Here is a 19,137-nt window from a genome sequence, read left to right on the forward strand (position 1 = left end):
GGAACCCCGCACGCCCTTCCGGCCTGCCCTCATTCGCCGGGCGGGCCGGCCTGCTCCTTCGCGAGCGCCTCCAGGCACGTGACGACCGCCTGCCGCTCGGCACCGGGCAGCTCGGGCCCGTACGGATCGTGCGCCGCCTCCTGAGGGATCAGTCCCTCCCACACCGCCGCCCACAGCATCCGCTGCACATAGCCCTCGATGGGCGCCAGGAAGGTCGCTTCCGCGAACCGGTCCAGCCGGGCCGAAGCCCGTACGAAACCCGCATGGTCACCCGCCCGCCAGCTGTCCAGGACCGCCGTCGTCAAGGGCACCCGCGCCGCCGCGATGCCCACCAGGGCCGTGTCCGCGCCCCACATCAGCGACGGGCCGAACATCCGGTCCTCGCCCGTGATCACCAGCTTGCCGCTCCCGCTCGCCGCGCGGATCGCATCCTGGCAGGCCATCGCCCGGTCCAGCGTGGCAAGTTTGACCCCGGCGGCGGACGGCAGCGCGAGCAGCCGGCGGATCAGCTCGGGCGGGTAGGGGTAGCCGCCCGCCTCGCCGTGCAGAAAGAACCCGAGCACCGGCAGCCCGCTCTCCTCGGCCACCCGCTCGTGCAGCCGTACCGCCTCCGACTGTCCCCCGGGGCGCTCGGCGAACTGCGCCAGCGGATAGACCATGACCGCGTCCGCGCCGAGCGCGGCGGCGTCCACCGCCATCGCGACGGTGGCGTCCCAGGCCTCCCGCAAGGTGCGGGGGCGGACCGGTCGTGGCACCCCCGCGCCTGCCACGACCGGCCCTTCGACCGCCTCCCGCCAGATGCGCAGCACCTGATGACGGTCGGGCCGGGAGAGATGAAGACCACGGCCGGTGTGCGCCCAGACGGCGACGCCGCCGATCCGTTCGGCCGCGATCCGCTCCGCGTATCCGCGCAGCGCGTCCAGGTCCACGACTCCCCGGGGGTCCATGGGGGTGGCCACAGCGGGCAGTACGGTGCCGCGCAGCCGGCGTACCAGGTCCTCCGTCGCAGACATGGGCGATCTTTCCCGTCTGTTGCGGTTGTTGGCGACACGCTAGCCTTTACGGCCCGGACCGTAAAGGAAGGGCAAGCGAGAATGCCACAGCGCACCATGCGTCTCGGCCTCTACGTCAATCTCTACGCGGACAAGGCCGACCGGCCCCGGCTCGCCGACGCGGTGGAGCAGGTGAAGCTCGCCGAACAGGCCGGGTTCGACTGGGTGGTGCTGGGCGAACGCCATCTGCACCGGCCCGGCTACCACGAGGCCGTCACCTCCCTGGCCTATCTCGCCGCACACACCGAGCGCATCGGGCTCGCCACGGCCGGGCTGATCGCGCCGGTCTACCAGCCGGTATGGCTCGCCGAGACCCTCGCGCACATCGATGTGCTCTCCGGCGGGCGGCTCACCGCCGGTTTCGTACTCGGCTACCGGCCCGAGGAGTTCACGCTGTACGGCACCCAGCCGCGCGAGCGTGTGTCCCGCTTCGAGGAGTGCCTTGAGCTGGTCACCCGGCTCTGGACCGAGGACGAGGTGACCCACCACGGCCGCTGGACCTCGGTCGACCGGGCCTTCCTCGCACCCCGTCCGGTGCAGTCCCCGCGGCCCCGGATCTGGAACGGCGGACGGGTCTCGGCGGCGCTGGAGCGTACGGCCCGGATGTGCGACGGCTGGACCACCTCCTTCAACGAGCTCGACTCCGAACTCCCCGACAAGATCGACGAGTACCGCTCGTACCCACGCGGCGCGGCCAGTCTCGGTGCCGAGGTCATCATCTGCCGCGAGGGCTACGCCGCCACCACCTCGAAGCAGGCGCGAGCCGCCCTGGAGGGCCCGCTGCGCGGTCTGTACGACGCCTACGGCGACTGGAAGCGCACCTCGGCCGACGCCGCGCGCTACGCCCAGCAGTGGGACGACATCGAGGCGCGCTCCGTGATCGGCTCGGCGGACGAGTGCGTGCAGCGGCTCGGACAGTACGGCGAGATGGGCGCCGACGGGGTCGTCCTGCGGATCCAGCCGCCGGGCATGCCGCAGTCGGACGCGCTGCGGGCGATCGAGGCGTTCGGGACCGAGGTGCTGCCGGGCCTCAACGGCTGAACGGCCGTCGGCATGGCGGGTATCGGCCGAACGGGTGTCGGCCGAACGGGTGCCAGGATGAATGGGTGCCCGGATGAACGGTCGTCGGCCGAACGGGTACTGCCCGAAGGTCTGTCACCGGCCGCGTCCAGCCGCCCAAGTCAGTTCTTGAGACCCGTGGTGACGATCGAGTCGGTCAGATAGCGCTGCAGCAGCCCGAAGACAAGCAGGCAGGGGACCACGGTGATGGTGGCCCCGGCCATGATCTGGTTGATGGCCATGTTCTCGCCCTCCAGCGTGGCGAGGCCGACGGTGAGGGTACGCATCTGCTCGGACTGCCCGATCACCAGGGGCCAGAGGAAGTCGTTCCAGTGCCACAGGAAGACGAACACCCCGAGAGTCGCCAGGATCGGCCGGATGAGCGGAATGACGATGGTGGTGTAGATCCGCCACTCCGACGCCCCGTCGATCTTCGCCGCCTCGAAGAGCTCGTCGGGCAACTGATACATGAACTGCCGCATCAGGAACACCGCTTGGGAGTTGGCGAGGGTCGGCACGATCAGCCCCCAGTACGTGTCGACGCCGCCCATCTTCGACACCAGGATGTAGTACGGGATGAGGGTGGCCTGGAAGGGCACCATCAGCGTCGCGAGGAAGGCCCAGAACAGGATCTCGCGCCCGGGGAACCGCTTCTTCGCGAAGGCGTATCCGGCCATCGACGAGAACAGCAGGATCAGCACGACCGAAACCAGCGAATAGACGAGGGAGTTGAACGCCCAGCGGCCGATGTCCGCACCGTTGAGGACGTCGGTGAAGTTCTGCCAGGTGGCGCGGGTGATGTCGAAGGCCCCGGGGAGTGCCTGACCGCCCGGCGGGGCGAAGGCGACCAGCACCATCACCAGGAACGGCGTGACGGTCACGAACGCGACCAGGATCAGCAGCACGGGCAGTCTGAGCCGTGCCATCAGTCCGCCTCCCTTCCGATGAGCCGGCGCTGGATGAGCGAGAAGATCAGGACGACGAGGAAAAGCATCAGGCCGATCGCGCTGGCGTACCCGAAGTCGAAGTACTTGAAGCCCGAGTCGTACAGGAAGTAGACGAGCGAGTAGCTGGCCCGGATCGGTCCGCCCGCGGTCATGACATACATCGCGTCGAAGACCTGGAATGCCTGGATCGCCTCGATGACGAGCACAAAGAAGAGTACCGGCCGCAGCAGCGGCAGCGTCACCCAGCGGAAGCGCTGCCAGGCGCTGGTGCCGTCGATGGTCGCCGCCTCTGTGATCTCGCGGGGGATGGACTGGAGCCCGGCGAGAAGGATCAGCATGGTGTAGCCGAAGCCCTTCCAGGCGGACGTCGCGGCGATGGAGGGCAGGACGAGGGACTCGTCGCCGAGGAAGTCGACAGGGCCGAGGGAGAGGGCGCCGAGTGTCGCGTTGAGGAGCCCGCCGTCGACCTGGTAGATCCACTTCCAGATGACGGCGGCCAGGACGATGCTGGTGACGTACGGCAGGAAGAAGAGGCCGCGGAAGAAGCCGCGCAGCCAGACGGTGCGGTGCAGCAGCACGGCCGTGCCGAGAGCGAGCACCACGGTCATCGGGACATAGACCGCGGTGTAGACGGCGGTGACGCCCAGGCTCTCCCAGAACACGTCGTCCGCGAACAGGCGGGTGTAGTTCTCGGCGCCGATGAAGCGCCATTCGCCGCTGAGCCGGTAGTCGGTGAGCGAGAGGAACGCCGCGCCGATGGTCGGGCCGAAGCGGAACACGATGAACAGCACGAGCATCGGGGCCACGAACGCGAGGCCCACGAGGGCCTCGCGTCGTCGCGCGGGGGTGCCGGGCGGGCCCTGGTGATGGCCCGCGTTGCGAACGGCCTGCTTGCCGGTGACCTGCTCACGGACGGTGACCACGCGCGCGGTGGCCACCTCGCGCGTGACCGGTTCACCTGTGGCCGCCTCGCGCGAGGCCGTATCGCGTGTGATCTCCTCGCTCAACGCTGCCGCGCCAGCAGGTCGTCGGCCGCCTTGGCCGCCGAGTCGAGCGCTTCCTTGGGGCTCTTCTTCCCCGCCAGGGCCGCCTGGATCTCCGGCGCGAGCAGACCCATCAGCTGGCGCGCGGCCGGGTTGGGCTCACCGGGACTGACGTTCGCCAGCGCCGCCTGGTACTGCTTCGCGTACGGCGAGGCGTTCGGCACGGTGACGTCCGTCCGTGGTGAGAAATAGCCGCTGGCGCTGCCCAGGGACTTGACCTGCGCCGGCTGAGTCATGAAGGCGAGGAACTTCTCCGCGCCCGAAGTGTTCCTGGACTTGGCGTTGACGCTGAGCGCACCGGGGATGCCGAACGCGACCTCCTTCGCGGGGCCCCTGAGCGGCGCTCCCACCACGACGTTCTCCGGGCCCCAGGTCTTCGAGGCCAGTTCGGCGTCGGCGAGGACGACGGAGAAGCCCATGGCAGCCTGCTGCTTGCCGAGTGCCTGGTCGGCGAGGAGGTTGGTGTTCGTCATCGACGACTTGGGGACCGAGCCCGCCTTGTAGAGGTCGGTGAGGAAGGTGAGCGCCTCGACACCCTGAGGACTGTTGAAGGCGACCTTCTTGCCGTCCTCGGCGAAGACGCTGCCGCCGGCCTGCCACAGCAGCGGATAGAAGTTGAGGTTCAGCGAGGCCTCGTTGCTGGCGGAGTAGTCCAGGAGCGCGACGCCCTTCTTCTTGAGCTTGGGGGCGGCGGCCTTGATCTCGTCCCAGGTCGCGGGCGGTGTGGTGACACCGGCTTCGGTCAGCAACTTTTTGTTGTAGACCGTGGTCGTGATGGTCTGGTAGATGGGCGCGCCGTAGATCTTGCCCTTCTGTTTCATCGCGTCCAGCGTGGCGGGCAGGAATTTGCCGGCGCTGTCCTTGAGCGCACGGTCCACCGGGCTGATGGCGCCGCTGGCGGAGAACTGCGGAATCTGGTCCGGCGTCAGCAGGACGACGTCCGGCCCCTTGCCGCCGCCGAACGCGGTGGCGATCTTCTGGTCGCGGTTCTCCCACGGCTGCTGCTCGATGGTGAGCGAGGTGCCCGGCGCCGCCTTCTCGAAGTCCGCCTCGATCTGCGCCCAGTAGGCGGAATTGGCCTTGGGATCGGCGATCACCGGGTACATCCAGACGGTGACTTTCTTCGATCCCGAATCGCTGTCACCGCCACAGCCTGCGAGCAGGGCGGCGAGCGTGAACAGAGCGAGAGGTGCGGCGGCGCGCTTGAAGCCTGTCTTCATGGGGGCCTCCGGAAGGCCTGAGAAGGGAGCCAGAGCCCGGCTAGTTTCGGCCTGGGCCGAAAGGTACGGGGTGGGACAGGGCATGTCAATGCCTCAGCCAGGTGGTTCGCTGCGAAAGTGCCGCCCGGACCCCGCCGGCCCGTCGGCGGACGGCTTCCTCGGGACGCCTTCCTCCGGAAGGCGGCGCGCCCGGTGCGGACGGCATACAGGGCCTGCGTGACACTGGCTCACGTGAGAAGCGAGAACACACCCTTCGTGGGCGGGCCGATGGACGGGCGCGTGCTGCCGGTCCTGGTCGGGATGACGGGCCATCCGCCGAAGTGGTACGAGATCCCCGTGCCCAACGAGGACGGCAGCCCGCCCACGGTGTACGCGTACCGGCGCGTCCCGGCCGGTTACACCAAACGGCTGAGGCTGCAACGCGGCTGGAAGTACGAGTACGCCCCCGATGGCGTGGAACGCCGCGCGCTGAGGTGGCCCTGGTCGAAGCCGAACGGCGCGCCATAAGATCACGAGGACCGTGTCGCCAGGGGGGATGCTCTCGATGGAGCCGCTGCAGCAGGACGATCCGCGCCAGATCGGCCCGTTCACCACGCTGGCGCGCCACCGCGATTCGGCGGTCTGTGTCCGCTACCTCGCGCACGGACCGGACGGCGCCACGGCGGTCGTCTCAGTGGCCAGGCCGGAGCTGGCGGCGCTGACGGCGTTCCGGCGCCGCTTCCGGTCGGAGACGCGACGGACACAGCGGCTGGCCGGTGGCTGGGTGGCGCCGATCGCATCCAGCACGGACGGTGCTGACGGTACGGAAGGGACCGAGGGTACTGACGTCGCGGACGGTGAGCCGCTGTGGACGGCGAGCCCGTACGTCCCGGCGCTGACGCTGCGCGAGGCCATCGCGCTGGCCGGTCCACTGCCGGAACGGGCGGTACGGATACTGGGCGCGGCCCTCGCGGAGACCCTGTCGCGCGTGCACGCGACCGGGGCGGTGCTGCACGGGCTGGCGCCCGACACGGTACTGCTCGCGGCGGACGGACCGCGGCTCACCGCGTTGGGGGCGCTGGGCGCGGCGGCCGTCGCCAAGGCGCATCCGGACGGGCAACTGACGGTGAAGCTCGGCTATCTGACCCCGGAGCAGGCGACGGGCGCGAAGCCCGGACCGGCGTCGGACATTTTCGTCCTCGGCCTGCTGCTGGCGTACGCGTCGACGGGGAAGACCCCGCTGGCGGACGCGGTCCGTATCGCGCACGGAGAGCCGGAACTGGGCGGAGTGCCGGATGAGTTGCGCCCCCTGGTGGCCCGCTGCCTGTCGAAGTCACCGCAGGACCGCCCCTCGGCGGGCACGGTGGCGGCGGACCTGGCCCTGGAGGGCGCGGCGGCGCTGGCACGGGAGGGCTGGCTGCCTCCGGACCTGGTGGCGGCGGTGGAGGAGCAGGCGGCGCGGGTGATGGCGCTGGGGCGGGGCGACGCGTGGAATCCCAGCCCCGGCAACGGTCCTGACGCCGGCTCCGGTCCTGACCCCGGTCCTGACGCCAACCCCGGCCAGTCGGAGGCGGACCTCCGAAATGCGGGCGCGGGGCCCGTGGATGCGGTGGCCGCACAGCACGCGGGTGCCGCCGGGGCGGGACCGGGCTCCGTGCGGGACGGGGACACGCTGCTCGTGGGCAGCGGTCGCAACACCCCCGGGAACGGCGGGCCCGGGGACGGGGCTCGCGTCGACCGGGTCACCGCCGCGCTCGCCGTACCCGCGGCGCGTAGCGCGCAGACCGGCACCGCCTCCGCAGTCGCGCGGCCGCCCGTCGCTCCTTCGACCGCAGCGCCTCTCCCCACCGCGCCCCTTCCCACCCCACACCTCCCCGCACTACCCCTTCCCGCGGCGCACCTCCCCGCCGCGCTGCCCCCCGGCGCGCTGCCCCCCGCCTCCCCCGCGCCCGATCGGCGTGCGCTGCTCACCGGTATCGCCGGCGCGGCTGCCGGGCTCGTGGTCGGCGGCGGTCTGGTGTACGCCATCGCCGCCGGGGACGCGGACAAGGGCCGCGCCCAAGCCGCCCCCGCACCGCGCCGCACCCGGGTGGCCGGGCTGCCGCCGGAGCCGGTGTGGCGTTACGAGCATCCGGCGACCGCCGCCGCCCCGCTGCCCGCCACCGTCTGGCAGGACCGGGTGCTGGTCCTCACCGGCGAGGAGTCCACCGGGGTCGATCTCCGTACCGGACGGCGGCTCTGGCAACGCAAGGAGGCCGCGTCGGTCTCCCGCGCCGTACCCGTCGACGACGCGCTCTGCTTCGTCGACACCCCCGACGCGTTCCTGTGGATCGCGGCACAGGACGGACAGGTCAAGCACCGGATCGCCAAGGCCACGTCGGCCGGTCCCGGCGAGGTCCTGACCCTCACCGGCAGGACCGGCCTGGACGGGACCACGCTCTGGATGACCGGCCAGGTCAAGAAGGGCGCCGCGCTGCAGTCCTACCTGCTCGCGTACGACCTCGCTGCCCGCAAGTGGCTGTGGCGCACCCGGATCCCGGGCGCCCCTGCCCCACACGCGCCGCAGTACCAGTTGATCGCCGTGCGCCCCGCCGAGATCGTCGTACGGCAGTACGCGTCCACGCTGACCCCCGCTCAGCGGAAGGCCGCCAACGGCGCGTCCGTACTGCTCGCCTTCGACCGGAAGACCGGCAAGCAGCTCACGTCACTGCGGCTCGCCGGCATCCATCCCGCCGCCGCCCTGGTGGGCGATGCGTCGGGCAGGCTGTACGCCCCGGTGGCCGACCGGCTGAATGCGCACACCATCAGTGGCGGAGCGCTGCTGTGGCGGCTGGCTCCGGCCGATACGGCTCCCGGCGAGAGCGGAGTCTTCGTGTTCGGCGGCGCGATCCTCCGCAGCCCCATGCTGTACGTCGCCAGCCGTCACCAGCAGGTGTCCGCCGTCGACACCGCGAACGGCCGCCTGCTGTGGCGGCGCTCCACCGACGCGCCGGTGTCGGACGAGATTCCGGGTACGGGCTTCAGCGCGAGCGGCCGGACGGTACTCGCGTACGACAGCGGCCAGCTCACCGCGTTCGCCGCGCGCGACGGAAAGCGGCTGTGGAAATTCCAGGAGACGGGCGCGCAGGACAGCGGAACCGACGCACCCCGCTACGAGCCCCTCGCCGGCGGTGGCCGGAATCTCGTCGTCCGGCGGGACCGTACGTTTTACGCCCTGCCGGTGGACTGACACGCCGCTGTATCCACGAACTCCGCCACGACGAGTGACCGTATTGCGCTGAATCGACCACTCGTGGGGCGGTGGGACTGGCGTGCTCGCATCATCGGCTGCGGGGGGACGGCCCACCCCGCAGCCGGAGGTGATGAGGTGTCGGACAGTCTGCTCCGTTCTGTCTGTACGGCGGCACTCGCCGCCGCCACGGTGATCGCGGCGGTGCCGGCCCCGGCGGCCGCCGCCGTGCCCCCCGCGCCCACGACCGTCGCCGGAATGCTGACCGAGCTTCAGAAGCTGTACCGCCAGATCGGGGAGGCCGGCGAGACATACAACGCGACGGCGGAAAGGCTCAGGAAGCAGCAGACCGAGACGGCCAGGCTCTCCCGCGACCTGGCCACGGCACGCAACGCGATCGCCGCCGGCCGCGGCGACGTCGGCCGGCTGGCCCGGGAGCAGTACCAGGGGCAGTCCGACCTCTCCTCCTACCTCCAGCTGCTGCTCGCCAAGAACCCGCGGCAAGCCCTCGACCAGGGCCATCTGATCGAGCGCGCGGCCAGCGACCGGCTGGCGACGATCGCACGGCTGGAGGCGGGCGCGAGGCGGGCGGACACGCTGGCGAGCGAGTCCCGCAAGGCCCTGGACGAGGAGAAGGCGCTCGCGCAGGAGCAGAAGCGGGCACGCGACACGGCCACCGCACGGCTGCGGGAGGTCGAGCAGCTGCTCGCCTCGCTCTCCGCCGGGGAAATCGCCGAACTGGCTGCGCTGGAGCAGTCTCACACCGCCACGGCCCAGAAGAAGCTGCTCTCCACGGGCGTGCTCAACGGCAAACGCACGCCCTCCAAGAAGGGCGGCCAGGCGCTGCGGTTCGCCGTCGAGCAGATCGGCAAGCCGTATGTCCTGGGCGCGGCGGGCCCCCAGGCGTACGACGGCTCGGGGCTGGTCTCCCAGGCCTGGGCACGGGCCGGACGCGCCATTCCGCGTACGTCGCAGGAGCAGTGGCTGGAACTCCCGAAGGTGACACTGCGCAAGCTGCGCCCCGGCGACCTGGTGATCTACTTCCCCAAGGCCACCCATGTGGCGATCTATCTGGGCAACGGCCTGGTGGTACAGGCGCCGCGCCCCGGTACCCGCGTCAAGGTCTCACCGATCGCGGCGAACCCGCTGCTGGGCGCGGTCCGCCCGGACCCGGAGGGAGCCGCGCTGAGCGCCTACACACCGCCGAAGCTGCCGCCGGGCGCGACGAAGGGCTCGGACGCGGGGTACGGAGCCGAGCCGGCCCCGGGCGGCGGCTTGTCCGCACCCGGGGCACCCCCGGCGCCTCAGGCGCCGGCGCCCGAGACCTCGCCGAGGTAGGCGTTCGTCTTCTCCGGGTCGAAGAAGAAGTTCTCGAAATCCGCCGGGTTGTTGAAGCCGTTCGCGAAACGGTCGGCGACCGGCTGGAGCTGGCCCGCCTCGCCGATCAGGTTGAGGACATGCTCCGGCGGCACGCCGAGCATCGCGTTCGTCCACTTGGTGACGTGCTGCGCGGTGTCCCAGTATCGGTCGAAGGTGGACTGCATCCACTCCTCGTCGAAGGGCCGGTCACCGTGCTCGGTGATCGAGGAAAGGTACGCGGCCGCGCACTTGGACGCCGAGTTGGAGCCCTGGCCGGTGATCGGGTCGTTGGCGACGACCACATCGGCGACGCCGAGGACCAGTCCGCCGCCGGGAAGGCGGCCGATCGGCTTCCGGACGGTGGGCGGGTACCGGCCCGCGAGAGTGGCGCCCGAGTCGGTCAGTTCGACCTTGGTGGCGCGCGCGTACTCCCAGGGAGTGAACTTCTCCATCAGCTCGAGAGTCAGCGAGAGGTGCTCCGTCGGATCCTTGACGCCCTGGAAGACATCGAGCGGTCCGCCCGGGATGCCCTCCCAGAAGAGGATGTCCGCGCGGCCGGTGGTGGTGAAGGTCGGCATCACGAAGAGCTCACCGACGCCCGGGACGAGGTTGCAGCGGACCGCGTCGTACTCGGGGTGCTCGGGTCGGGGGCCCATGCCGTGGACGTAGGAGACGGCCAGCGCGCGCTGCGGGGCGTCGTACGGCGAGCGGGAGGCGTCCCGGGCGAACATCGAGACCAGCTCGCCCTTGCCTGCCGAGACCATGACCAGGTCGTACGTACGGGAGAAGAAGTCCAGGTCGGAGACTGCCGCGCCGTGGATGACGAGCTGCCCGCCGCGCTGGGAGAAGGTCTCCATCCAGCCGGCCATCTTCACGCGCTGGTCGACCGACTGCGCGTAGCCCTCCAGCTTGCCGACCCAGTCGATGGGCCGGGAGGCGTCGGGGGCGGCGACGGAGACGCCGAGGCCCTCGATGCGCGGGGCCTGGGACTCCCAGAAGTTGATGCCGAGATCGCGCTCGTGCTGCAGCGCCGTGTCGAACATGCACTGCGTGGACATCACCCGGCCGGACCGGATCTCGTCCGCGGTGCGGTTGGACATCAGGGTGACCTCGTAGCCCTGCGACTGGAGTCCGAGGGCGAGCTGGAGACCGGACTGACCGGCTCCGACTATGAGTATCTTCCGCATCGAAGGAGTCTCTTTCGTCAGTTCAGTGCTATTCGGGGGTGGCTTGGAGAGCGTGGGCGACCAGCGCGAGCAGCGACTCGATCACCGTGATCCGGCTGCGCGCGTCCATGATCACAACCGGTACACGGGGCGGGACGGTCAGGGCCTCGCGCACGTCCTCCGCCTCGAACACCTCCGTACCCTCGAAGTGGTTGACGGCGACGATGTACGGCAGCCCGGAGCTCTCGAAGTAGTCGAGCGCCGGGAAGCAGTCCGGCAGCCTGCGGGTGTCGGCCAGCACTATCGCGCCGATCGCGCCGCGCACCAGGTCGTCCCACATGAACCAGAAGCGCTGCTGGCCGGGCGTCCCGAAGACATACAGCACCAGATCGTCGTCGAGCGTGATCCGGCCGAAGTCCATGGCTACGGTCGTGGTGAGCTTGTCGGGCGTGTCGGTGAGATCGTCGGTCTCCTCGCTCGCCTGCGTCATCAACGCCTCGGTCTGCAGCGGCATGATCTCGGAGACCGCCCCGACAAAGGTCGTCTTGCCGACGCCGAAGCCGCCCGCGACCACGATCTTGGTGGCGGTGGGGGCCCGGGTGTGGTCCAGCTGCCAGGCCTGCGGGTCCTCTTCGGACTGCGGTTGGGGCCGGTCAAGGAGCGTGTCAGAGGCGGCGGAGTCCACTCAGCACCCTTTCGAGCAGTGCGCGGTCGGGCTGGCCGGCGCCGTGCCCGGTCCCGTACACGCGGATCTTTCCCTGGTCGGCCAGGTCGCTGAGCAGCACCCGGACAACGCCGAGCGGCATCTTGAGCAGCGCCGATATCTCGGCGACGGTACGCATCCGGCGGCACAGCTCGACGATGGCCCGCAGCTCGGGCATCACGCGCGAGGAGAGGTCGCCGTTCGGCAGCTCCTTGCGCTCGGGCGGTGCTTCGAGCGCGGCCACGAAGGTCTCGACGAGCAGCACATGGCCGAAGCGGGTGCGGCCGCCGGTCAGGGAGTAGGGGCGGACCCGGGCCGGGCGTCGGCCGTCGCCACGCACCGGCAGTTTGGGGGGCGTCACTGGGCGCTCTCCATTGATTTGCGCAGTTCGCTGCGGAGTTCGGGGGTGAGGACATGTCCGGCACGGCCGACGAAGAGGGCCATGTGGTAGGCGACGACACTCATGTCGCAGTCGGGAGCGGTGTGTACGCCGAGCAGCGAGCCGTCGCTGACCGACATGACGAAGACGCTGCCCTCGTCCATCGCGACCATCGTCTGCTTGACGCCGCCGCCGTCCATCAGCTTGGCGGCGCCGAGGGTGAGGCTGCCGATACCGGAGACGATGGTGGCGAGGTCCGCGCTGGAGCCTCTGGGACCTTCCGGGCGGCCCCTGCTGGCCGGGCCGGCGTTCTGGGCGGGGTCGGAGGAGAGCAGCAGCAGTCCGTCGGACGAGACGACGGCGACGGAGCGGGCTCCTGGCACCTCCTCAACGAAATTGCTCAACAACCAGTGCAGATTGCGGGCTTCGCTGCTCAGGCCGAATGTGCCGGTCGCAGTCAACTGCGTGCCTCCTCGACTGTGTCCCCCGCCTCTTCTGTTGTTGTCCGTGTATCTGCCGTGGTCTGTTCCGCGATCTCCGCCTCGACGTCGCGGCGGCCGTCCTTCGCGCCCTGGTGAAAGCCGCCGAGGCGGCGCCGCAGGGCTTCGGCGTCGACGCTACCGGTGCGCTCGGTGGGCGCCCCGGTGGCGGGCTTGACGACCTTGGGGGTGCGCTTGGGCAGGCCCTTGTCGGTGACGCGCTCCCATGTGCGGCCGGCCGCCGGCTTTTCGGCCTCGGGTTCCTGCAAGGTGCCGGGCTCCGTGGCGGGCTGCGTGCCGGGCTCGGGTCCGGCCGCCGGCTCGGGGGCGGCCTGTGGGTACGCCGCCGGCCCGGGCTCGGGGGCCGGGTACGCCCGGGCCTCCGGCTCCCGCTCCGGCTCGTGGTCCGGGGCTGCTTGGGCAGGGGCCGCTTGGGTCTCCGGCTCCGGCTCGTGATCCGGGGCCTGGGCCGCTTGGGCCCCAGGCTCCGGCAGCCGCATCGAGAACGTCTCCTCGTCGACCCCGGTGCCGGTGGTCTCCGGGTCACCGTCCGCCGTCCGCTCGTGCGTGTCCGGCTCCGCCTCGCGGATCGCCTGCTCGGCGGCCAGCACCAGGGGGTCGATCCGGCGCGTACCGGGCAGCGCGTTGGAGTTGGCCTCCGCCACCGATCCGGGCAGATGCTGCGTGGGCGCCGAGCCCGCCACCGTCACGGTGTGCGACGCGGCGGCCGGCGGCCCGGCCGGAAGCAGGGCCTGCGGCAGCACGACGACCGAGGTGATCCCGCCCTGCTTCTGCTCACGCAGCTGGACCCGTACGCCGTGGCGGGCGGCCAGCAGCGCCGCCACCCGCAGCCCGAGGCCCTCGCCGTCGCGGCCCGCGTGCGTCTCGTACGCCTCGGGGTTCTCCAGCCGCGCGTTCAGCTCGGCGAGGCGCCCGCTGGTCATCCCTATGCCGGTGTCCTGCACGGAGAGCATCACCTCGCCGCTCTCCAGCAGCCAGCCCGACAGCTCGACCTGGGCATCGGGCGGAGAGAAGGAGGCGGCGTTCTCAAGGAGTTCGGCGAGCAGATGGCTGAGGTCGTCCGCGGCGAACCCGGCGACCTGGGCGTGCGGCGGCAGGGACTGGATGACGACCCGCTCGTACCGCTCGATCTCGCTGACGGCGGCCCGCAGCACATCGACCAGCGGGACGGGCCCGGAGTGCCCGTGCCCGTGCTCCGCGCCGGCGAGGACCAGCAGGTTCTCGCTGTGGCGGCGCATGACGGTGGCCATGTGGTCGAGCTTGAAGAGGGTGGCGAGCCGCTCCGGGTCCTGCTCGCGCTCCTCGAGGTTCTCGATGACGCCGAGCTGCCGGTCGACGAGGCCGAGCGTGCGCAACGAGAGGTTGACGAAGGTGTGATGGATCGTGTGACGCAGCCGCTCGAGATCAGCGGTGATCCGGGCAGTGCGCTCCTGGAGTTCGGCGCGTCCGGCGGCCAGTTCGGCGGCGAGCGTGTCGCGGGTGCCGATCAGGTCGCCGCGGTCGCTGTCCAGCCGCTCGGCCCGTAGGCCGAGGTCCCGCAGCTTGCCGTGCAGGATGTTGAGGGACCGTACGACCTGCGCGAACTCGTCATTGCGGCCGGTGAAGCGGACCTGCTCCTCCACCTCGGGGGCGGCCGCGAGCCGGGCCGCGCCGATCCGCAGGACGGCGAGCGGACGGGTGAGCGTACGGGCGACGGCGGCGGAGACTCCGACGGCGACGATCAGGAGACCGCCGAGCAGCGCGATCCGCAGTTCCAGCGCAGTGACATCGTCGTCGCGCAGCTGCGCGAAGCTCTCGGTCCGGCCGGAGGCGAGGGAGGACTCGACGCCCCGCATCCGCTCGATACGGGCGGTGAGCGAGGACTCGAACTTCTCGCGGTTGGACTTGCGGTCGCCGTTCGAGAGCTCGGGCTGGTCGGTGAGACGGGCGAGATAGATCTCGGCGGTCTTGACCTCGGGTCCGGTGACGGTGGCTGCGAGCTTGTCGCGGGCGTCCTTGCCTGCGGCCTGGTCGAATTCGGCGAGCGCGGCGAGTTCCCGCACCCGGGACTGCTGGGCGGCGGCGCTGAGGGCGTTGCGCGTACGGTCGTCGGCCCCGTCGTCCTGGCTCTCGTCCTGGACGGGGAGGCCGGTGACCGGGTCGATGCTCTGGGTGCTCCGCTGCCGGGGCACGGAGAGTGCGGCGAGCAGCAGCCCGCGGGTGGCGGATGCCTGCTCGACGGCGAGGCCGAGGGCGGCGGGCGCGCGGGTGTGGTCGGCGGCGCGCGGCGGCGTCTTCTCGGCGAGCTCGTCGGAGAGAGCCTGGAGGTTCGCGATGACGGCGGAGTACGCGCGGTAGGCCTCCATCGCCGTGCCCTTGCCGGTGAGGGCGCTGCGGCGGACGGAGGGCACGGAGGCGAGGTCGCGGCGCAGCTCGGCGTGGTCGCCGGGAACGCCACCGCGGATCTCGTCGATCTGCCGGTCGACGCGGGCGCTGCGGCTGCCGGAGATCTCGCGCCGGTCCTTCGTGTCGCCCTTCTGGTCCTCGCGGCCGGCCGCGATGTACGCGGTGACCTCGTCGCGCTCGTCGGCGAGTGAGTGGGCGAGGGTGACGGCCTGGCGGTTCAGCCCGGAGAGGGTGACCAGGTGCTGCGACTCGGTCAGTTCCGCGGAAGTGGCGAGGATGCCGGGGGTGCCCGCGGCGATGACGACAAGGCTGACGGCGGCGACACCGGCGACGAGCCGGCTTCGTACGCGCACGGTGCGTCCGCGCGCGGCGGGGCCGGACGAGGTCTCCTGCGAAGGCTGGATGCCTTCGGGGACCTGGTTGGCCAGGGCCGGGGGGATTCCCGGGGTTTCGGAGGGCCTGCCGCCTTTGCCCCGAGGCCGCTTCTTCTGCACCGGTGCTCGCAATCTTGCTTGACTCGTCCACCCATGAAGCAGAGATGACGACCGGTCACACACGCGAGCCCCACCCCTGGTATGGCTTCCGACCATTCCAGCGCTTTTGGGAGGGAGGCGCGCATCGGCCGCTCCGCCACCCGAACGAGTGAACAGCACTCAGGAGTTGGCAAACAACTCGCGGCGGCGGCCGGCCGGCCGGTGTGCGGTCCAACGGCTGGATCTTCCGGCCGGGCTTTGGCAGGATGCGCGCCCGCAGCTTTGCCGACCCGCCCACCTTCCGCCTCGATCCCCCCTGACCTGCTGTTATGGGCCAATTGTGTGGTCATGTGGGCCGTGTGAAGGAGTCATGCATGCTGGGGATCATGCGTATCGAACTTGCCACCGCCCCCGGCACTCCCGAACGCCCCAACGAGGACTGGGCGTCCGTGACCCTTCCCGCCTCGGGCCAGGGCGGAACGCTCGTCGTTCTGGACGGTGTGACCCCTCCGGAGGGGGACGACGGATGTGTGCACGGGGTGCCCTGGTTCACCGCCCGGCTCGGCGGCGCCCTGGTCGAACTGTCCGGTTCGCGGCGGGATCTGACACTGCCGGAGATCCTTTCCATGGCAATCCGGCGCACCGCCGATACCCACCGCGACACGTGTGACCTTTCTCACGTGCGCACACCTCAGGCAACGGTGGTCATGGCGCGCTGGGGCGCCGCGACGGAGGCGGTCGAGCATCTGGTGCTCTCCGACTCCACGCTGCTGCTGGAGTCGCCGGGCGGTGAGGTGCGGGCGGTGCTCGACGACCGGATCGACCGGCTGCCCCGGGAGTCCCTGCGTACGCATGCCTCGGCGGATGCCCTGCGCAACGCGGAGGGCGGGTTCTTCACCGCCGCGGCGGATCCGGCGGTGTCGGTCCGGGCGGTGACGGGCAGTACGCCGCGCGCCGAGGTGCGTGCGGTGGCCGCACTGACCGACGGGGCGTCCCGCTGGGTCGACATGTTCGGGGCGGGCAGCTGGGCCGAGTGCCTGGGTCTCATCCGCAAGGAAGGGCCGCAGGGGCTGATCGACCGGGTCAGGGCACTGGAGAAGTCGGCCGAGGAGCGCACGGCCGCGATCCGCTGGAAGCTGCACGACGATGCGGCGGTCGTCTTCGCGGAGCTCTGACCCCACCGCCGGCCCTCTCAGCCCTCCGCCCGCGCGTTCAACTGGTGCAGCAGCCGGGCCAGCTCCGCGATCTCGCCGCGGTCCCAGCCGGCCAGTTTGCTCACATAGCTGTCGCGGCGCGCGTCACGCACCCGGCGGAAGCGGGCCAGGCCCTCGTCGGTAAGCCGCACGAGTGAAGCCCGCCCGTCGGCCGGATCGGGTTCGCGAGCCACCAGACCGAGCTCCTCGAGAGCGCGCAGCTGGCGGCTCATGGTCGCCTTGCCGACGCCGAAGTAGCCGGCGAGCTCGGTGGCGCGCTGCTGCCCGACCTCTTCCAGACGTACGAACAGGCCGTAGGCGGCGGGCTCCAGCTCAGGGTGGACCTCGCGCGCCATCTCGCCCGAGGACGCCCGGGCCCGGCGCAGAAAGACGGCCAACTCCCGCTCCAGCGCCAGGAATACGTGGTCCACACCACTATCGCCCGTGGGGTCCGCTTCGCTCCCCGTACCGCTTTCGTGCACGTCAGCACCCCTCGCACGCTTTCCGGATCCTGAAAATTCCCCGGCGGCATCCATTGCCGCAGCTCGGCCAGTATTTCGCAGGCATAGACCAACGGCAGCACCCCGCCCCAGTTGCAGCAACGGTTCTGCACGCGCAGCCAGCAGTTGGCATGTCCATACCATAATCGCCACGACATGTCGATACATCGTCAGATCCCGTCCCACCGAGGTCTGCGGAGGCACGCTATGCCCGTGCACAGATCCGGAACGACCGGCCGCTCACGCCTCGCGACAGCCGCCGGCACTCTCCTCTCAGTCCTCTCCCTCCTCATCACGTACCCCGGAGCGGCCGGCGCCGCGGACACTCCCCCGCGCGGATCGGCCTACCTGGGTATGGGCGTCATCGCCCACGACGGCCTGGGCGGCACCCCGCGCGCCAACCGCGCCGCCCTGGCCGAAGGCGTGGACGTCTCCAGCCACCAGGGCAACGTCGACTGGACGGCCCTGTGGAACAGCGGTGTGAAGTGGGCCTACGTCAAGGCCACCGAAGGCACCTATTACAAGAACCCGTACTACGCGCAGCAGTACGGCGGCTCGCACAACATCGGCATGATCCGCGGCGCGTACCACTTCGCCACCCCCGACACCACGACCGGCACCGCACAGGCCGACTTCTTCGTGAACAACGGCGGCGGCTGGACCAGCGGCGGCAAGACCCTCCCGGGCGTGCTGGACATCGAATGGAATCCGTACGGCGACGACTGCTTCGACAAGACCCAGTCCGGGATGGTCACCTGGATCCGCGACTTCCTGAACCGCTACAAGGCGCGCACCGGGCGCAACGCGGTCATCTACACCGCCACGAGCTGGTGGATCCAGTGCACCGGCAACCACAGCGGCTTCGGTAAGACCAACCCGCTGTGGATCCCGAGCTACGACACCACACCGGGCACGCTCCCGGCGGGCTGGATCTACCACACGATGTGGCAGTACACCTCGTCAGGACCACTCGTCGGCGACCGCGACAGGTTCAACGGCGCGTACGACCGCGTCGTGGCGCTCGCCAACGGCTGATCGGCGGCGGATCAGCGCTCGCTCGGCACCGGGCCCCGTCCCGCCTCGCGCCCCGCCGGTCACGACCAGTGCGCGGGGCGGGTCAGTGCGGGCGGCAGCCGGGTGGCGGCGTCGCCCCTGGCCGCGTTGAGCTGCGGCTGGGTGAGGAAGATGCAGCCGGTCAGATCGGCGCCCGACAGATCGGCGTCCCTGAGGTCGGCCCCGATGAGATCGGCCAGTCGCAGGTCGGCACCCGTGAGGTCGGCGGCGATGAGATACGCGCCCCGCAGACTGGCGCCCCTGAGGTCCGCGCCCCGCAGCCTCGCTCCCATCAGGTCGGCGCCCCTGCGGTCCTTCTTCCCGCGTCCGGCCTGCCCGGCCCCGGCCCGGACCAGCTCGCTCGTGCGGAGCAGCAGCACATTGACGTCCTGCCGGTGCGCCGCCACATCCAGCTTGCCGAGGGCATCCGGACCGAGTTCGGTGAGACGTCCGGTCTCGTCGAGCAGCCGGCGGATCTCGCCGTGCAGCGAGCGGGCCGGCCGCAGCGTCAGGGCCTCGGTCAGATACCGGAGCAGCTCATGGAGCTGCCGTACGACCGGGAACACCGCGAACATCTCCTGTGCGGTCTCCGGTGCCTGCCGCCAGTCCTTGCCGCCGAAGGTGACCTGGGAGACCTTCTGTCCCGCACCGAAACAGTCGTACACGGTGCAGCCGGAGAAGCCGCTCTGCCGCAACCGGGTGTGGATGCCGCAGCGGAAGTCCGTCCGCAGATTGCGACACGGCGTTCCGGCCTCCTTGTTGATCGCGAAGTCGGCCGACGCGACGAAGGGCAGCGCGGCGCAGCACAGCCCGAAGCAGCTCTCGCAGTCGGCCTGCAGGGCGCGGTCCTCACTCTGTCCGGGCGCGGTGTTCATGGACTCATTCTGAAGGACCCCC

At 70.8% G+C, this 19,137-nt stretch carries 17 protein-coding genes; 6 read left to right on the forward strand and 11 right to left on the reverse strand.

The window, feature by feature from the left end; all coding sequences use genetic code 11:
* Positions 1 to 29: 29 nt before the first annotated feature.
* A complete protein-coding gene (locus ACWDZ6_RS09680) occupies positions 30 to 1,013 on the reverse strand; it encodes a dihydrodipicolinate synthase family protein (protein ID WP_451502431.1) in 984 nt (327 codons plus the stop codon).
* A gap of 81 nt (positions 1,014 to 1,094) precedes the next feature.
* Between ACWDZ6_RS09680 and ACWDZ6_RS09685 the strand changes: the two genes are divergently transcribed.
* Positions 1,095 to 2,093 carry an LLM class flavin-dependent oxidoreductase gene (locus ACWDZ6_RS09685; RefSeq protein ID WP_451502432.1) on the forward strand — a complete coding sequence of 333 codons (999 nt, stop codon included), beginning with the start codon at positions 1,095 to 1,097 and terminating at the stop codon, positions 2,091 to 2,093.
* A gap of 140 nt (positions 2,094 to 2,233) precedes the next feature.
* Here the strand turns inward: ACWDZ6_RS09685 and ACWDZ6_RS09690 are convergent, their stop codons facing one another.
* The 3 genes from ACWDZ6_RS09690 to ACWDZ6_RS09700 are packed head-to-tail and all read right to left on the reverse strand — an operon-like array spanning position 2,234 to position 5,321.
* The gene (locus tag ACWDZ6_RS09690) at positions 2,234 to 3,037 is read right to left on the reverse strand and encodes a carbohydrate ABC transporter permease (RefSeq protein ID WP_451502433.1); all 804 of its coding nucleotides are present in this window, start codon (positions 3,035 to 3,037) and stop codon (positions 2,234 to 2,236) included.
* On the reverse strand, positions 3,037 to 4,065 hold the full coding sequence (locus ACWDZ6_RS09695; RefSeq protein ID WP_451502434.1) for a carbohydrate ABC transporter permease: 1,029 nt from the start codon (positions 4,063 to 4,065) through the stop codon (positions 3,037 to 3,039). Before ACWDZ6_RS09695 ends, ACWDZ6_RS09690 begins: the two co-directional genes overlap by 1 nt.
* Positions 4,062 to 5,321: an ABC transporter substrate-binding protein gene (locus tag ACWDZ6_RS09700; RefSeq protein WP_451502435.1), complete on the reverse strand. Its 1,260-nt coding sequence runs from the start codon at positions 5,319 to 5,321 to the stop codon at positions 4,062 to 4,064. The genes ACWDZ6_RS09695 and ACWDZ6_RS09700 overlap by 4 nt, the downstream gene beginning before the upstream one ends.
* A 231-nt stretch (positions 5,322 to 5,552) precedes the next feature.
* Between ACWDZ6_RS09700 and ACWDZ6_RS09705 the strand changes: the two genes are divergently transcribed.
* The 3 genes from ACWDZ6_RS09705 to ACWDZ6_RS09715 all read left to right on the forward strand — a co-directional run bounded on the left by ACWDZ6_RS09705 (position 5,553) and on the right by ACWDZ6_RS09715 (position 9,867).
* Positions 5,553 to 5,828, forward strand: coding sequence for a hypothetical protein (locus ACWDZ6_RS09705; RefSeq protein WP_451502436.1), 276 nt, complete (start codon positions 5,553 to 5,555; stop codon positions 5,826 to 5,828).
* A 37-nt stretch (positions 5,829 to 5,865) separates the two neighbouring features.
* Positions 5,866 to 8,529: an outer membrane protein assembly factor BamB family protein gene (locus tag ACWDZ6_RS09710; protein ID WP_451502437.1), complete on the forward strand. Its 2,664-nt coding sequence runs from the start codon at positions 5,866 to 5,868 to the stop codon at positions 8,527 to 8,529.
* A gap of 138 nt (positions 8,530 to 8,667) precedes the next feature.
* Positions 8,668 to 9,867, forward strand: a complete 1,200-nt coding sequence (locus ACWDZ6_RS09715; RefSeq protein WP_451502438.1) for an NlpC/P60 family protein — start codon at positions 8,668 to 8,670, stop codon at positions 9,865 to 9,867.
* On the opposite strand, the gene ACWDZ6_RS09720 is transcribed toward ACWDZ6_RS09715, so the two are convergent.
* Genes ACWDZ6_RS09720 through ACWDZ6_RS09740 form a run of 5 tightly spaced genes read right to left on the reverse strand, consistent with a single transcriptional unit; the run spans position 9,834 to position 15,515 of the window.
* A complete protein-coding gene (locus ACWDZ6_RS09720; RefSeq protein WP_451502439.1) occupies positions 9,834 to 11,075 on the reverse strand; it encodes a styrene monooxygenase/indole monooxygenase family protein in 1,242 nt (413 codons plus the stop codon). The two genes, ACWDZ6_RS09715 and ACWDZ6_RS09720, sit on opposite strands and share 34 nt — an antisense overlap.
* Positions 11,076 to 11,103: 28 nt before the next feature.
* Positions 11,104 to 11,739, reverse strand: a complete 636-nt coding sequence (locus ACWDZ6_RS09725; protein WP_451502440.1) for a GTP-binding protein — start codon at positions 11,737 to 11,739, stop codon at positions 11,104 to 11,106.
* Positions 11,720 to 12,118 carry a DUF742 domain-containing protein gene (locus ACWDZ6_RS09730; protein WP_326652543.1) on the reverse strand — a complete coding sequence of 133 codons (399 nt, stop codon included), beginning with the start codon at positions 12,116 to 12,118 and terminating at the stop codon, positions 11,720 to 11,722. Before ACWDZ6_RS09730 ends, ACWDZ6_RS09725 begins: the two co-directional genes overlap by 20 nt.
* Positions 12,115 to 12,597, reverse strand: coding sequence for a roadblock/LC7 domain-containing protein (locus ACWDZ6_RS09735; RefSeq protein WP_451502441.1), 483 nt, complete (start codon positions 12,595 to 12,597; stop codon positions 12,115 to 12,117). The genes ACWDZ6_RS09730 and ACWDZ6_RS09735 overlap by 4 nt, the downstream gene beginning before the upstream one ends.
* Positions 12,594 to 15,515, reverse strand: a complete 2,922-nt coding sequence (locus ACWDZ6_RS09740) for a nitrate- and nitrite sensing domain-containing protein (protein ID WP_451502442.1) — start codon at positions 15,513 to 15,515, stop codon at positions 12,594 to 12,596. Before ACWDZ6_RS09740 ends, ACWDZ6_RS09735 begins: the two co-directional genes overlap by 4 nt.
* A 365-nt stretch (positions 15,516 to 15,880) precedes the next feature.
* Between ACWDZ6_RS09740 and ACWDZ6_RS09745 the strand changes: the two genes are divergently transcribed.
* On the forward strand, positions 15,881 to 16,669 hold the full coding sequence (locus ACWDZ6_RS09745; RefSeq protein ID WP_451502443.1) for a hypothetical protein: 789 nt from the start codon (positions 15,881 to 15,883) through the stop codon (positions 16,667 to 16,669).
* 17 nt (positions 16,670 to 16,686) lie between these two features.
* Here ACWDZ6_RS09745 and ACWDZ6_RS09750 read toward each other — a convergent pair whose 3' ends face one another.
* Entirely contained in the window at positions 16,687 to 17,223 is a 537-nt protein-coding gene (locus ACWDZ6_RS09750; RefSeq protein ID WP_451502444.1) for a MarR family winged helix-turn-helix transcriptional regulator, read from the reverse strand.
* 171 nt (positions 17,224 to 17,394) lie between these two features.
* On the opposite strand from ACWDZ6_RS09750, the gene ACWDZ6_RS09755 reads away from it, so the two are divergent.
* Positions 17,395 to 18,222, forward strand: coding sequence for a lysozyme (locus tag ACWDZ6_RS09755; protein ID WP_366733505.1), 828 nt, complete (start codon positions 17,395 to 17,397; stop codon positions 18,220 to 18,222).
* Between the two features lie 59 nt (positions 18,223 to 18,281).
* On the opposite strand, the gene ACWDZ6_RS09760 is transcribed toward ACWDZ6_RS09755, so the two are convergent.
* Positions 18,282 to 19,115 carry a pentapeptide repeat-containing protein gene (locus tag ACWDZ6_RS09760; protein ID WP_451502445.1) on the reverse strand — a complete coding sequence of 278 codons (834 nt, stop codon included), beginning with the start codon at positions 19,113 to 19,115 and terminating at the stop codon, positions 18,282 to 18,284.
* Between the last annotated feature and the right edge of the window lie 22 nt (positions 19,116 to 19,137).

This window comes from Streptomyces sp. NPDC002926 (assembly GCF_053591755.1).

Bases quoted from the DNA above. Each gene is read 5' to 3' on its own strand.
- ACWDZ6_RS09750 (WP_451502444.1), bottom strand. From the start codon at position 17,223: ATGGATGCCGCCGGGGAATTTTCAGGATCCGGAAAGCGTGCGAGGGGT.
- ACWDZ6_RS09690 (WP_451502433.1), bottom strand. From the start codon at position 3,037: ATGGCACGGCTCAGACTGCCCGTGCTGCTGATCCTGGTCGCGTTCGTG.
- ACWDZ6_RS09680 (WP_451502431.1), bottom strand. From the start codon at position 1,013: ATGTCTGCGACGGAGGACCTGGTACGCCGGCTGCGCGGCACCGTACTG.
- ACWDZ6_RS09755 (WP_366733505.1), top strand. From the start codon at position 17,395: ATGCCCGTGCACAGATCCGGAACGACCGGCCGCTCACGCCTCGCGACA.
- ACWDZ6_RS09760 (WP_451502445.1), bottom strand. From the start codon at position 19,115: ATGAACACCGCGCCCGGACAGAGTGAGGACCGCGCCCTGCAGGCCGAC.
- ACWDZ6_RS09700 (WP_451502435.1), bottom strand. From the start codon at position 5,321: ATGAAGACAGGCTTCAAGCGCGCCGCCGCACCTCTCGCTCTGTTCACG.
- ACWDZ6_RS09710 (WP_451502437.1), top strand. From the start codon at position 5,866: ATGGAGCCGCTGCAGCAGGACGATCCGCGCCAGATCGGCCCGTTCACC.
- ACWDZ6_RS09745 (WP_451502443.1), top strand. From the start codon at position 15,881: ATGCGTATCGAACTTGCCACCGCCCCCGGCACTCCCGAACGCCCCAAC.
- ACWDZ6_RS09720 (WP_451502439.1), bottom strand. From the start codon at position 11,075: ATGCGGAAGATACTCATAGTCGGAGCCGGTCAGTCCGGTCTCCAGCTC.
- ACWDZ6_RS09685 (WP_451502432.1), top strand. From the start codon at position 1,095: ATGCCACAGCGCACCATGCGTCTCGGCCTCTACGTCAATCTCTACGCG.